15 protein-coding genes are annotated in these 12,018 nt (G+C 73.7%); 5 read left to right on the top strand and 10 right to left on the bottom strand.

What is annotated here, in order from left to right:
* The first annotated feature begins 52 nt into the window (after positions 1–52).
* On the top strand, positions 53–1,468 hold the full coding sequence (locus FJR00_RS04800; protein WP_141337699.1) for a GntP family permease: 1,416 nt from the start codon (positions 53–55) through the stop codon (positions 1,466–1,468).
* Positions 1,468–1,974: a gluconokinase gene (locus FJR00_RS04795; RefSeq protein ID WP_238330303.1), complete on the top strand. Its 507-nt coding sequence runs from the start codon at positions 1,468–1,470 to the stop codon at positions 1,972–1,974. The genes FJR00_RS04800 and FJR00_RS04795 overlap by 1 nt, the downstream gene beginning before the upstream one ends.
* A gap of 67 nt (positions 1,975–2,041) precedes the next feature.
* Here FJR00_RS04795 and FJR00_RS04790 read toward each other — a convergent pair whose 3' ends face one another.
* The 4 genes from FJR00_RS04790 to FJR00_RS16495 all read right to left on the bottom strand — a co-directional run bounded on the left by FJR00_RS04790 (position 2,042) and on the right by FJR00_RS16495 (position 4,782).
* The gene (locus FJR00_RS04790) at positions 2,042–2,575 is read right to left on the bottom strand and encodes a pyridoxamine 5'-phosphate oxidase family protein (protein ID WP_141337698.1); all 534 of its coding nucleotides are present in this window, start codon (positions 2,573–2,575) and stop codon (positions 2,042–2,044) included.
* A gap of 3 nt (positions 2,576–2,578) precedes the next feature.
* Positions 2,579–3,316: a hypothetical protein gene (locus FJR00_RS04785; protein WP_141337697.1), complete on the bottom strand. Its 738-nt coding sequence runs from the start codon at positions 3,314–3,316 to the stop codon at positions 2,579–2,581.
* Positions 3,313–4,494 carry a zinc-dependent alcohol dehydrogenase gene (locus FJR00_RS04780; RefSeq protein ID WP_141337696.1) on the bottom strand — a complete coding sequence of 394 codons (1,182 nt, stop codon included), beginning with the start codon at positions 4,492–4,494 and terminating at the stop codon, positions 3,313–3,315. The genes FJR00_RS04785 and FJR00_RS04780 overlap by 4 nt, the downstream gene beginning before the upstream one ends.
* Positions 4,495–4,647: 153 nt before the next feature.
* Entirely contained in the window at positions 4,648–4,782 is a 135-nt protein-coding gene (locus FJR00_RS16495) for a hypothetical protein (protein ID WP_272949566.1), read from the bottom strand.
* Between the two features lie 93 nt (positions 4,783–4,875).
* Between FJR00_RS16495 and FJR00_RS04775 the strand changes: the two genes are divergently transcribed.
* Positions 4,876–5,532: a helix-turn-helix transcriptional regulator gene (locus tag FJR00_RS04775; protein ID WP_141337695.1), complete on the top strand. Its 657-nt coding sequence runs from the start codon at positions 4,876–4,878 to the stop codon at positions 5,530–5,532.
* Between the two features lie 29 nt (positions 5,533–5,561).
* Here FJR00_RS04775 and fdxA read toward each other — a convergent pair whose 3' ends face one another.
* A complete protein-coding gene (gene fdxA, locus FJR00_RS04770; protein WP_141337694.1) occupies positions 5,562–5,903 on the bottom strand; it encodes a ferredoxin in 342 nt (113 codons plus the stop codon).
* 62 nt (positions 5,904–5,965) lie between these two features.
* Here fdxA and FJR00_RS04765 point away from each other — a divergent pair, with 62 nt between their 5' ends.
* Positions 5,966–6,745 (top strand): thioredoxin domain-containing protein, encoded by a 780-nt coding sequence (locus FJR00_RS04765; RefSeq protein ID WP_141337693.1) that lies wholly within the window; start codon positions 5,966–5,968, stop codon positions 6,743–6,745.
* Between the two features lie 33 nt (positions 6,746–6,778).
* Here the strand turns inward: FJR00_RS04765 and FJR00_RS04760 are convergent, their stop codons facing one another.
* Both FJR00_RS04760 and FJR00_RS04755 read right to left on the bottom strand, forming a co-directional pair.
* Entirely contained in the window at positions 6,779–7,804 is a 1,026-nt protein-coding gene (locus tag FJR00_RS04760) for a DUF3253 domain-containing protein (protein WP_141337692.1), read from the bottom strand.
* Between the two features lie 42 nt (positions 7,805–7,846).
* Complete coding sequence (locus FJR00_RS04755; protein WP_141337691.1) at positions 7,847–8,434, bottom strand: hypothetical protein; 588 nt, start codon at positions 8,432–8,434, stop codon at positions 7,847–7,849.
* Positions 8,435–8,481: 47 nt separating this feature from the next.
* Here FJR00_RS04755 and FJR00_RS04750 point away from each other — a divergent pair, with 47 nt between their 5' ends.
* Entirely contained in the window at positions 8,482–9,057 is a 576-nt protein-coding gene (locus tag FJR00_RS04750; protein WP_141337690.1) for a GNAT family N-acetyltransferase, read from the top strand.
* On the opposite strand, the gene FJR00_RS04745 is transcribed toward FJR00_RS04750, so the two are convergent.
* The 3 genes from FJR00_RS04745 to FJR00_RS04735 are packed head-to-tail and all read right to left on the bottom strand — an operon-like array spanning position 9,006 to position 12,006.
* Positions 9,006–10,442, bottom strand: coding sequence for a bifunctional PIG-L family deacetylase/class I SAM-dependent methyltransferase (locus FJR00_RS04745; protein ID WP_141337689.1), 1,437 nt, complete (start codon positions 10,440–10,442; stop codon positions 9,006–9,008). The two genes, FJR00_RS04750 and FJR00_RS04745, sit on opposite strands and share 52 nt — an antisense overlap.
* A complete protein-coding gene (locus FJR00_RS04740; protein ID WP_141337688.1) occupies positions 10,439–11,488 on the bottom strand; it encodes an acyl-CoA/acyl-ACP dehydrogenase in 1,050 nt (349 codons plus the stop codon). Before FJR00_RS04740 ends, FJR00_RS04745 begins: the two co-directional genes overlap by 4 nt.
* A complete protein-coding gene (locus FJR00_RS04735; RefSeq protein ID WP_141337687.1) occupies positions 11,485–12,006 on the bottom strand; it encodes a DUF2867 domain-containing protein in 522 nt (173 codons plus the stop codon). Before FJR00_RS04735 ends, FJR00_RS04740 begins: the two co-directional genes overlap by 4 nt.
* Between the last annotated feature and the right edge of the window lie 12 nt (positions 12,007–12,018).

Genomic DNA, 12,018 nt, shown 5'->3' with positions numbered 1-12,018 from the left:
ACAGTGACGGGAGGGTCTGCTGTGGACTCTGCCCATCGACGAGGAGGTCGCCATGGAAGCCATCGAACCGGCATACGGAGCCGGTGTCCTGCTCCTGATCGCAGCCGTGGCCGTCGCGCTGCTGCTGTTCCTCATCATGAAGGTCAAGATCCACGCCTTCGTGGCCCTGGTCGCGGTCAGCCTGCTGACGGCGGTCGCCGCGGGCATCCCGCTGGCGGACGTGCCCGCGGCCCTGATGAGCGGCTTCAGCGGCACCCTGGGATCGGTCGCGCTGCTCGTGGCGTTCGGCGTGATGCTGGGCCGGCTGCTGGAGTACACCGGCGGCGCCCAGGTGCTGGCCGACACCCTCATCAACCGGTTCGGCGAGAAGCGCGCCCCGCTGGCACTGGGCATCGCCGCCCTCATCTTCGGCTTCCCGATCTTCTTCGACGCCGGCCTGGTCGTCTTCCTGCCGATCATCTTCACCGTGGCGCGACGCTTCGGCGGCTCCATCCTCAAGTACGGACTGCCGACCGCCGGCGCCTTCGCCGCGATGCACGCCATCGTCCCGCCGCACCCGGGCCCGGTCGCCGCCGCCGACCTCATGGGCGGCGACATCGGCATCACGCTGCTGCTGGGCATCCCGGTCGCCATCATCGCCTGGTTCGTCGGTGCCTACCTGGTCGGGACCAGGCTGGGCGACCGGTTCGACGTCGACATCCCCGACCTGCTCTTCGGCGAGGAGAACGCCGGTGTCGACGAGACGGCGGACGGCTCGGGCGGCAGCACCGCTGTCCGGACCAAGGTCCCGGCGTTCGGGGTCGTCCTCGGCCTGCTCCTCCTGCCCTTCCTGCTCATCGCGCTGAACACCGTGGTCGGCACCCTGCGCACCGGCGGTCAGATCGCCGACGACGCCGCCTGGGCCAGCGGTCTGCAGCTCATCGGCCAGACCCCGGTCGCGCTCCTCATCACGGTCATCGCCGCGGTCGTCGTGCTCTCCCCCGGGCGGTTCACCATCCCGGCGGCCACCAAGCTCATGGACGAGGCGCTCGGCCCGATCGCGGCGATCATCCTCATCACCGGTGCCGGCGGCATGTTCGGCGGCGTGCTGCGCGCCAGCGGCATCGGCCAGGCGCTCACCGAGTCGCTGTCCGACGTCGGCCTGCCGCTCATCCTGCAGGCCTTCCTCATCGCGACCGCCCTCCGCGTGGCCCAGGGCTCGGCCACCGTGGCCCTGACCACGACCGCGGGCCTCATCTCTGCCCAGGTCGCCGCCGAGGGCCTGTCCGACGTCAAGATCGCGCTGCTGGTCTTCGCCGTGGCCGCCGGGGCCACCGTGCTCTCGCACGTCAACGACTCCGGCTTCTGGCTGGTCAGCCGGTTCTTCGGGATGGACGAGAAGACCACGCTGAAGACGTGGACGGTCATGGAGACCACGCTCGGTCTGGCCGTGTTCGTGCTCGCCGCGCTGCTGTGGCTCGTGCTGTAGTGGCCGCCCCGCGGCACGTCGTGGTGATGGGCGTGACCAGCACCGGCAAGACGACCATCGGCGAGGCCGTCGCCGAACGGCTGGACGGAGTCTTCGTCGAGGGCGACAGCTATCACCCCCGGGCCAACGTCGAGAAGATGTCGGCGGGGATCCCCCTCGACGACGACGACCGCCGGCCCTGGCTGAAGGCCCTGGCCGATCGCATCCGCGAGCTCGACGAGAAGGGCGAGATCTCGGTCACCGGGTGCTCGGCCCTGAAGCGGATGTACCGCGACTGGCTGCGCGAGAGCGGTGCGGACCTCTTCTTCGTGCACCTGCACGGCGACCAGGAGGTCCTGCTCGAGCGGATGGAGAAGCGGGAGCACTTCATGCCGCCCTCGCTGCTGCAGTCGCAGTTCGACACCCTGGAGATGCTCGAGGAGGACGAGCAGGGCGCGCTCGTCGACGTCGGCGGGACGGTCGACGAGGTCGTCGCGGAGTCGATGCGGGTGATCCGGGAGGGCTGAGGCCCCTCGTCCGGACGTCCCTCCACCCCGATCACCCGGGCCATCTCGAAGGTCTCGCCCGCACCCGTCAGGGCAGCTCCACCACGGTGGCGCCCTCGTCGTCGTCCTTCTTGCCGGTCACGGCCTTGACCGTGCCGACGACGGTGCCGACGAGCGACTCGCCACCCCAGCACTCCGCCGTGTCGCCGTCCACGCGCAGCACGACGTTGTCCGGGTTCTCCGGCCCGCCGTCCATGAACGCCGAGGCGCCCTTGTTCCACAGCTTCTCGACGAGGGCGCGGTCGCGCACGACCGTCGCGTGCCCGGCGAGGGAGACCCACGCCTTCATCGACGAGTAGGCCACGTTGACCTGCGGGTTGGCCTCCACGTCGCGCACGACGGCGCTGCTGTCGCGCACGAGGAAGATCACGTCGCCGTCCTCCTCGGCCACCTGCGTCGACAGCGGACGGCTGGTCAGCCGCCCGTGCGAGGAGCTGGAGTCCACCGTCGTCAGCATGGCGATGTCCATGCTCTCGATGAGCTCGTGGACCTTGCGCACCTCGTCGGGGTCGTCGCTGACGTTCACCGGGTCGGCGGGGCTGCTGTCGTGGTGCTCGGTCATGTCCTACTCCTTCGGTTCGACGGTCCTGGCCTCGACCTGCTGGCTCGCGGCGTACGCAGGGTCGCGCAGCCGCGCCCACAGCGGGTGCGTCCAGGCCCCGGCGGGTGGGTGCCCGACGGGGTCGTGCCGCCGGGCGCAGTCCCGGTCGGTCCAGGTGATCTCCAGCCGGCCGCGCTCGTGCCAGGGCCGCCCGGGGGCGGCCACGAGGAGCCGGTATGCCGTGGGCGGGTCGTCCACGTCCTCGCCCCGGTCGGGGGCGGGCTCGGGCGGCCGGGCGTCGTCCGCAGGGTCCAGCCGCAGCAGCAGCGGACCGCGCTCCGTGCTCAGCGGCAGCAGCGTCGTCACCGGCCCGTGGTCGTGCCGGTCGCGCACGGTGAGCACGTGCCGGCCCACCGTCCCGGTGCCGGTGGAGGCGAGCAGGACGTCGCCGGACGCCGGCCCGTCGACCCGCAGGGCCAGCCCCTCGAGGTCCCGCCCCTCCCGCTTCCCGGTCGCCCGCGACCAGCGGACGAGGCAGGGGTGCGGGCCGGGGTCGTCGAGCAGCACGACGCCGCTGCGCGGACCGGGCGTGACCGTGATGGCGCCCGTGCCGCATACCCCGACCGGGTGGAGGGCGCGGGTCCCGCGCAGCCGCGCGGTCAGCCCGAAGGCGGCGGCGACCACCGCTCCCCCTGCCCGGCCCACCGTCTCGGCCGCCAGGTTGGCCGGTGTCGACACGCGCTCGCGATGCGCACCGGTCACGGCTGGAGGACCACCTTGATGCAGCCGTCCGCCTTGTCGTTGAACGTCTTGTACATCTCCGGGGCCTGCTCCAGCGGCACGCGGTGAGTGGCGAGGTTCTCCAGGTCGAGGACGTCCTCGGCGCCGCTGACCAGGTCGTAGAGCTCGTCGGTCCAGTGCTTGACGTGGCACTGGCCCATCCGCACCTGCACGCCCTTGTCGAAGAGCTGCATCATCGGCATCGGGTCGGCCATGCCGCCGTAGACGCCGCTGATCGAGACCGTCCCGCCGCGACGGACCGCGTCGATCGCGGTGTGCAGCGCGGCCAGCCGGTCGACGCCGGCGGTCTCGATGGCCTTGCGGGCGATCGGCTTGGGGAGGCGCTTGGCCGCACCGACGGCGGCGCCGAGGAACGGGCTGCCGTGCGCCTCCATGCCGACGGCGTCGATGACGCTGTCCGGCCCCCGCCCGTCGGTCAGCTCGCGCAGGGCGTCGCCGACGTCCTTGACCGAGCTGAGGTCGACGACCTCCGCGCCGAACCCGCGGGCCAGCTCGTTGCGCTCGGGGACCCGGTCGACGCCGACCACGCGGATACCCTTGTGCCGGGCCGACCGCACGGCCAGCTGCCCGACCGGGCCGAGCCCGAGCACGGCGAGGGTCCCGCCCTCGGGCACGTCGGCATACTCCAGGGCCTGCCAGGCGGTGGGCAGGATGTCGGAGAGGTAGAGCACCCGCTCGTCGGGCAGGTCGGAGTCGACCTTGATCGGCAGGAAGTCGGCGAACGGCACGCGCACCAGCTCGGCCTGCCCGCCGGGGACCGCCCCGTAGAGCGAGGTGTAGCCGAACAGGCTGGCGCCCTTGCCCTGGTCGTAGTTCTGCGTGGTCTCGCACTGGGCGTACAGGCCGCGCTCGCACATCCAGCAGCGGCCGCAGGAGATGTTGAAGGGGATGACGACCCGGTCGCCGACCTGCAGGTTCTCCACGGCGCTGCCGACCTGCTCGACGACGCCCATGAACTCGTGGCCGAGGATGTCGCCGGGCGTGAGGTAGGCGGCCAGCACGTTGTAGAGGTGCAGGTCCGAGCCGCAGATCGCCGTCGAGGTCACGCGGACGACGGCGTCGGTCGGCTGCTCGATGACGGGGTCGGGCACGTCCTTGACCTCGACGTCCTGAAGTCCTTGCCAGGTGAGTGCTCGCATGAGGCCCACGCTAGGACGGGTATGCCGTTCCGGCACCTCGGAAGGCCGGTAGGGAGCGGGGAACCGGCTCGGTCGCCAGCCTGCGGCGGCCCCGAGTCGCCGCCGACGTCGAAGCGTCGACCTGTCGAAGCAGCGGGATGGTCGACCGACAGGTCACGCCAGATCGAGATCAGCCTTGACCTGGTCCCAGGGAATCGTCCCCTCCTCGGCGATCTCTGCACGCGCGGCCCTGGCCGCCTCGACGTCAGCGAGATCCTCAGCCATCTCGACGGCGGACTGTTCGCTCATGATGACCATCGTGCCTCACGGGTGACGGACGGTGTCGTGACGCGGGATTGTGCTCGGACACCCAAGCAGGTTTCCCCCACGTATGCTGGACAAATGCCGAGCCAGGAGCCGTCCCCCACCGCGCGTGGCCGGGCCGGCGAGCGCCGGGCCAGCATCCTGGAGGCGCTGCGGGGGACCCGGCACGGGCTGGGGGTCAAGGACCTCGCCGGACTGACCGGGCTGCACGACAACACGGTCCGCTTCCACCTCGACCAGCTGGTCGCCGACGGGCTGGTCGACAAGCAACCGGGGGTGACCGACCGGCCGGGGCGGCCACCGCTGACGTACGTCGCCCGGCAGGAGCCGGACGAGGCGCGGGACAACTACGCGCTAATCGCCCGGGTGCTGGGGAACGCGCTGGCCGGGTCGACCGGGGACGCGGCGCAGGTGGCGCGGGAGTCGGGCCGGGCGTGGGGGCGGGCCGAGGGCGGACGGACGCAGGACTGGGACACGGCGCTGGACCGCCTCGTCGCGGTGCAGCAGGCGGAGAGCTTCTCGCCGGAGCTGGTGGAGGACGCGGACGGGACGGCGCTGCGGGTGCACCACTGCCCGTTCCTGGCGCTCTCCCGCGAGGACCGCACGCTGCCCTGCTCGGTGCACCTCGGGCTCATCGAGGGGGCGCTCGGTGACGCGGGGGTCGTCGACCGGCTGGAGCCGTTCGTCACGCCGTCGCTCTGCGTCGCGCACCTGGCGCCGGCCGACGGCGCCTGAGCCGGGCCGGCGACGAGGCAGCCTGGCGCTCACTCCTGCGGCGGAGCCTGCGCCACCAGCGGCGTGTCGACGCCGAGCGCACCCATCTTGGCCGCACCGCCCGGCGACCCGAGCGGCTCGTCCCGCCCGGGCAGCGCCTCGAAGAAGAAGTCGGCGTTGTCCTGCAGGTAGGGCGTGAACTCCGCCGGCAGGTCGTCCTCGTAGTAGATCGCCTCCACCGGGCACACCGGTTCGCAGGCGCCGCAGTCGACGCACTCGTCGGGGTGGATGTAGAGCGCCCGCTCCCCCTCGTAGATGCAGTCGACCGGGCACTCCTCGACGCAGGCCCGGTCGACGACGTCGATGCAGGGCTGGGCGATGACGTAGGTCATGGGCGGCCTCCTCGGCTCTCGGGGTCTTCCTTTTACACGAATTCTACTGTAGAAATAGACCTATGACCACGACCCAGACCTGGCTCCCGCACCTGTTCCACCGGCGGCACAACACGATGCCGCGGGTCCCGATGCCGCCGGTCGAGCCACGGACCGACGTCCCCGAGGCTCCCGACCCCGGTGAGGCCCCGCTGCTGCTGGCCGACCTCACCTCGCCGTGGGCCTACCTGGCGCACCTGCGGCTCGACTCCGACGCCGGCGGGGACGAGGGCGAGGGCGAGGGCGAGGACCACCCGACCGACGGCGCCGCCTGGTGGGCCGTCGAGAGCACCACGACCATCCCCCTGAGCGGCCTGCGCACCGACGGACCCGACCGCGACCGGCTGCGCGAGGAGCTGGCCGCGGTCCGCGACCTGGCCCTCGACGGCGAGGAGATCCCCGACGACGTCCCCGCCGTGCTGCCGCACCCGCGCCCGGTGGCCGCGGCCTACGCCGAGGCCGTCACCCTCGGCCGCGGCCCGCAGGCGCTCGACCTGCTGCTGCGGGCCTACTGGCAGGACGGCCTCGACGTCGGCGACCCCGAGGTGCTGCGCCGGCTCATGCCCCGGGTCCTCGTCGACGACCTCGCCCCCTGCACCGGCGACCCTCGCCGGGAGTGGGGCTACGTCGTCTCCCCCGCCCGCGAGCCGCTCTCCGACGCGGCCTTCCACCTCATGGGCCGGTGGCAGCAGCGCTGGGTCGACCTGGGCCGTCCCGGACCGCTCGCCCTCGTCGACGGCCGCCGCACCCGCACCGGTGCCGACGTGCTGGGCGGCACGACCGAGCAGCAGCTGGCCGCCTGAACCGAGGACCGCCCCGGAAACGACCGGCCCGGCTCAGACCTCGACCGGCCCTCGCAGCTCCTCCGGCACCAGCCCCACCCGCACCGGCCCCGGCGTGGTCCGCCCGTCGACCGGCACGCCCTTCTGCGTGACCACGACGACCCCCTCGTCGGCCAGCGTGCACGCCACCGCGCGGGCCACGTGCGTCAGCGCCCGCCGCCTGGTCGGGTCGACCGCACCGGCCGCCTCGGACGGGCAGAGCGTCTTGGCCGGCCCCCGCTCCTGGGCCAGCCGCAGGATCTCGGTCCGCAGCCGCTCCTCGAGCTCCTCGGTCGCGCCGAACGTCGCCACCGCGTCGTCCAGCCGCCGCAGGAACCGGGCGAACCCCTTGCCCGCCCGTCCCCGCCGTCGTGACGAGGTGACCACGCGCGTGCGGTCGGTGCTCGTCCACGGCATACCCCCGTCCCGCACCGCCCGCACGAGCTGCACGTCTTCGCCGTCGTCGAGCGCGGGGAACCCGCCGACCCGGTCGTACGCCGATAGCCGCACCCCCAGGTTCGCCCCGTGGATCCCCAGGTGGCCCTCGGCGAGGTGGTGCTGCGCGTGCCAGAGCCGGGCGGACTCGGAGCCGTCCTCGCGCGGCTCGACGGTGCCGAGCACCAGGTCCAGACCGCGGTCGGCCAGGTCGCGCTGCGCGCGGAGCCAGGTATGCGGCACACGCGAGTCCGCGTCCGTGCTCGCCACCCATACGGTCGCCGGGTCGAGGTCGGCCAGGGTGCCGTGGGAGCGGCCGGCCTCGACGCCGTTCGCGCGGGCTCCGCCCAGGGTCGCGGCGTCGCTGCCCTGGACCACCCACCGGACGTCGGGGTGCGCGCCGACGACCTCGGCGACCCGCTCGGCCGTGCCGTCGGTGCACCGGTGGAGGACGACGGACACGACGACCGGCTGGTCGACCTCGGCGGCCGCTGCGGCGACGCTGGTCAGACAGCCGGCGATCTCGTCCTGCTCGTCCCGGGCCGGCACGACGACGAGGACCGCGGCGAGCGCAGGTCGGTCGTCGGTCTCGTTCCGCGGGCGCACGGGGGAATCCTCACACGGGTTGTCGGAGGGCGCTCTCTGCGGCTAGTCGGTCGGAGCCTCGGTGTCCTTCACCGCGTCGAGACCCACCGAGAACTGGTACGTGGACCCGGGCAGTGCCGTGCCGAGAAGCTCGACGTAGCCGGGGCTGTCCACCACCAGTTCCACCTCGGACCGTGAGCTGCCGGGGACCGTGATCGTCCCGCCGTCGACCAGGCCTTCCGGGGAGAGGAAGTCGCCCGCGTTCTGGTAGAACTCGATGCGGACCTGCGCGTCGTCCTCATGATCGTTGACGACCGTGACGGTGGTGGGACGTCCGACGACTACCTGGGTGGGAGCGTCGAAGTGCAGGTCGACGTCTTCCGGGCCTGGGACCTTGTCGATGGGGAGTTCTTCGAGGCCCGGATCCGACACAGGAGACCCCGTGGCAGGGATTTCGTCGTCGACGTGCTGCGTGGGACCGTCGGTGTCCGTGACGGGACCTCCTGCGGTCGACGGCGGCTCACCTGCTGACCCGCACCCGGCGAGGACGGCCAGCAGCAGCACGGGGGCTGCCTTAGTTGTTGACGGCATCGTGAGCAGCCTGGGCCATCCGCTTGAGGGCATCGACGGCCCGGCCTCGTGCGTCTCCATCCCGACCAGTCTGGTCACCCGGGGCGCTCGTGGCTACCGTCGTGAGGATGACCCGCGGCCTGTCCGACCTCACCTGGCCCCGGCGGACCGAGCGCCTGCTCCTGCGTCCGCCGCAGCGGGCAGACCTGCCGGCGGTCCTGGCCTACCGGTCCGACCCGGAGGTGGCGCGCTGGCTGACGGCGGTCGCCACCGAAGAGGAGGAGATCAGCGGCCGCTTCCTCGTCAGCGGGACGGCCCTCGTCGTCGAGCGGGACCGGGAGGTCGTCGGCGACGTCATGCTGCAGGTCGGCGACGGCTGGGCGCAGCGCGAGGTCGCCGACCGGGCCCGCCGCACCCAGGCCGAGCTCGGCTGGGTGGTCGCCCCTGCGCACCAGGGGCAGGGGTATGCCGTCGAGGCGGTCCGCGAGCTCGTCACCATCGCCTTCGCGCTGGGTGTGCGCCGTGTCGAGGCCGGATCCTTCGCCGAGAACGTCGTCTCGCGCCGGGTCATGGAGAAGGTGGGCCTGCGCCAGGAGGGCCACTTCGTGCGGGAGTCGTTGCACCGGGACGGCACCTGGCGCGACGGGGTGACCTACGCCCTGCTGGCCGACGAGTGGGACGGGTCGGCGGGCCGACGCACCTGATCTCGCAGGGGTGCTCCGCGGAGCACCCCCGTCGCCGACCACACGGTCAGCACAAAGTCCTCCTCCACGAGGTGGCTGCGACGTTGCAGGCCAACGTTCGTCATCGCCTCACCCACGAGCCCGTGCACCTCGTCACCGGTCAGCGGCCACCCGACGATCTCGTGCCGCCAGTGGCAGGCCAGCGCGGTCGCCCGGTCCGACCCGGCCACGAGCTCCCCCACCCGCCGCGCCAGCTCGCGCAGCCGCCCGGGTGAGAGGAAGTAGCCCACCTCCGACAGCACCACGAGCTCCACGCTCTCCTCGCGAAGTGCCTCCTCGAACCGCCCCCACTCCTCCGGCAGCGACGCCTGGACCGTCCGCAGCCGCTCGGCTCCCTCGACCCGGCCCAGCGCCTCCGCCGACTCGTCCACCGCCACGACCGCGTCGCACCGCCCGAGCAGGTCCCCGGCGAGCGCGCCGACGGAGCACCCGACCTCCACGCCCACGGCATACCTCTCGTGCGGCAGCGCCGCCAGGGTGAGGCCGCGCTTGCGGCGCTCGTACCAGCTCGTCCGCACCTCCCACGGGTCATCCTCGCGGGCGTGCAGGTCCTCGAACGGGCTGCTCTCCCCCGGCTCGGCGACCAGCAGCGTCTCCCACGGGCGGGCGAAGTGGGCCAGCATCTCGGGCCGCAGCAGCACCTCGTCCCCGGGCCGGTCGGACAGCGGCTCGACCTGGGACCGGTGCCCGGCGACCGCCCGCGCCTTGCGGCCGCGTGCCCCGTCGGACAGGTCCACGCGACGGGCCGACCCCCACGGCAGCGCGTCGGGGCCCTCCCAGTGCCACAGCCAGACCGGGTACTCCAGCAGCCGCGCGTCCGTGCGCCAGGCCGCGGCGGCGGCCGACCGGGCGGCGGCCTCGTGGTCGGGGTGCCCGTCGGCGCGGTACGGCGCGAGCAGCACGCTCTCCCCCGGCCGCGTCAGCCGCACGAGCGCGGCGGTGAGCTCGTCCTGCTCGTCGGCCAGCCCACCGTCGGTGAGCCCGAGCAGGTGCAGGCGGGCGTGCGGGGCGAGCTCAGTGATGACCTCACGGGCCTCGGCGCGGCGGATCCGGGCGAGGTCGGCGGGCGTGTGCGTCGGCGAGCGCGGGTGGGAGGCCTGCCCGTCGGTGGCGACGACGACGTCGAGGTCCACGTCCGCGGGCAGCCCGGCGAGCAGCCCGCCGACCCCGAGGGTCTCGTCGTCGGGGTGGGCGGCGACCACGAGCAGGTGGGTGGTCCCGGTCAGGTCGAGGGGTATGACGTCGCGCCACCGGGGGTCCTCGGCCCACCGGGCCTCGTCGGTCGGCGGGTCTCCGGATGGGGTGAGCCCCGAGGCGCCAGGGGCGTCCTTGATCCCGTCGTTCATGCCCACGCCACCGGCATCCCGTCGGCGACGGCCTGCCCGACGAGCGCTGCGTCGCGCTCGGCCTTGTGCTGGCGCAGGTAGAGCTGCAGGTCGGCCACCCGGGCGGCGTGCTCCTCCTCGCCGGTCAGCGGACCGGGGCCGAGCGCGTGGGCGGCGGCGGTGAGGACGGTCTCGCAGGCGTCGTGGACGACGGAGCGGACGCGGACGCAGCGGGGCCAGGCGTGCTCGCCCTCGACCAGGCCGGCGTCGACGGCGCTCGACGCCTCGGTGAGCACGGCCGCGGCGGCGGTCAGGGCCATGTCGGCCTTCCCGAGGAGAGATAGGCCGATCTGGTCGGGCTCGCGCTCGGTGGCGGCCGTGCGCATCCGTCGGGTCAGGCCCATCGCGCCGCCGAGCCAGCAGGCGGCGACGCCCAGGCCGCCCCAGGCGAAGCCGGGACGGGTGAGGTACCACCCCGGGTCGCCCACCGGCACGCCCGGGACGTCGGTCAGCCGCAGTCCCGTGGAGCGGACCCGAGGCAGTCCGCGGGCGACCCACGGCTCGTCAACCAGCTCCACGCCGGGGTGGGACAGGTCGACGGCGACGAGGATGCGGCGCTCGTCGTCGACCCAGGCGGTGACGAGGGCGGAGTCGACGTGCTCGGCCAGGGAGCACCAGGGCTTGCGGCCGGAGAGGACGAGGCGGCCCTCGTCCCCGGGCCGGGCCTCCAGCCGCGCGCCCGGCCCCTCGGCCGCGTAGACGCCCCACGTGCCCGAGGCGGGCGGCACGGCATACCCCGCGTCGGCGGCCTGGGCGAGGATGGCGACGGCGTCGAGGTGCGGCTCGAGGGTGCGGGCGACGGTGAGGTCGACGGCGGCCAGCTCGGCGAGGCCGCGCCACAACTCGGCGGTGCGGCCGGTGCCGGGCAGCGGCAGCCGCTCGGTCGCCCGGTCGGCGAGCGCAAGCGCCGCGACGGGGTCGCCGGCGGCGGCGCGGGCGTCCTCGAGCAGGGCGGTCAGGCCGGGGTCGTCGGGGGCCTGCGGGGACCAGGGGTCGAGACCGATCACGGACCCATCGTGCCGTCCGCCCGGGCCCGGCGCTCGGCCTCCCCGGCCATCCGGACGAGCATCGCGCGGAAGATGACCTTGTGGGCCGGCAGCTCGACCCACCAGAAGGTCTGCCCCAGGCGGCCGTCGGGGCGGAACTCGAGCCGTTGGACCAGCCTCGACCGGTCGGTGTCCGGACCCTGGGAGTCGTGCACCTCGTAGGTCATCCGCGCGGTCCCCGGCATCCGCTGCTCCGACACGAGCGTCAGGCTGCGGCCGGGCTCGACCGTCTCGACCCGCCAGCCGTCGACGGGGTCGTCGACACGCAGCTCCCGGTCGGGACGCCCGCGGTTGCCCGGCCCGCCCACGACCCGGTCGAGCACGCCACGGACCTGCCAGAGGCGGTTCGCGGCGTACCAGCCCGGGTCCCCGCCGAGGTCGGCGACGCACGTCCAGGTGGTGGTGGCCGGTGCGTCGACGGCGCGCTCCCTGCGCTCGCGGAAGGCGCCGTCCGCGTCGGGGGTCAGACCGGCCCTCACCGGGCACCGCCT

Origin of the sequence: Ornithinimicrobium kibberense, from assembly GCF_006519705.1 — a bacterium.
GTDB lineage: Bacteria > Actinomycetota > Actinomycetes > Actinomycetales > Dermatophilaceae > Ornithinicoccus > Ornithinicoccus kibberensis.
This window is presented reverse-complemented; position numbering and strand designations above follow the sequence as displayed.

Coding starts and splice junctions, on each gene's coding strand:
- FJR00_RS04800 (WP_141337699.1), top strand. CDS start 53: ATGGAAGCCATCGAACCGGCATACGGAGCCGGTGTCCTGCTCCTGATC.
- FJR00_RS04790 (WP_141337698.1), bottom strand. CDS start 2,575: ATGACCGAGCACCACGACAGCAGCCCCGCCGACCCGGTGAACGTCAGC.
- FJR00_RS04780 (WP_141337696.1), bottom strand. CDS start 4,494: ATGCGAGCACTCACCTGGCAAGGACTTCAGGACGTCGAGGTCAAGGAC.
- FJR00_RS16495 (WP_272949566.1), bottom strand. CDS start 4,782: ATGAGCGAACAGTCCGCCGTCGAGATGGCTGAGGATCTCGCTGACGTC.
- FJR00_RS04775 (WP_141337695.1), top strand. CDS start 4,876: ATGCCGAGCCAGGAGCCGTCCCCCACCGCGCGTGGCCGGGCCGGCGAG.
- fdxA (WP_141337694.1), bottom strand. CDS start 5,903: ATGACCTACGTCATCGCCCAGCCCTGCATCGACGTCGTCGACCGGGCC.
- FJR00_RS04765 (WP_141337693.1), top strand. CDS start 5,966: ATGACCACGACCCAGACCTGGCTCCCGCACCTGTTCCACCGGCGGCAC.
- FJR00_RS04755 (WP_141337691.1), bottom strand. CDS start 8,434: ATGGAGACGCACGAGGCCGGGCCGTCGATGCCCTCAAGCGGATGGCCC.
- FJR00_RS04750 (WP_141337690.1), top strand. CDS start 8,482: ATGACCCGCGGCCTGTCCGACCTCACCTGGCCCCGGCGGACCGAGCGC.
- FJR00_RS04745 (WP_141337689.1), bottom strand. CDS start 10,442: ATGAACGACGGGATCAAGGACGCCCCTGGCGCCTCGGGGCTCACCCCA.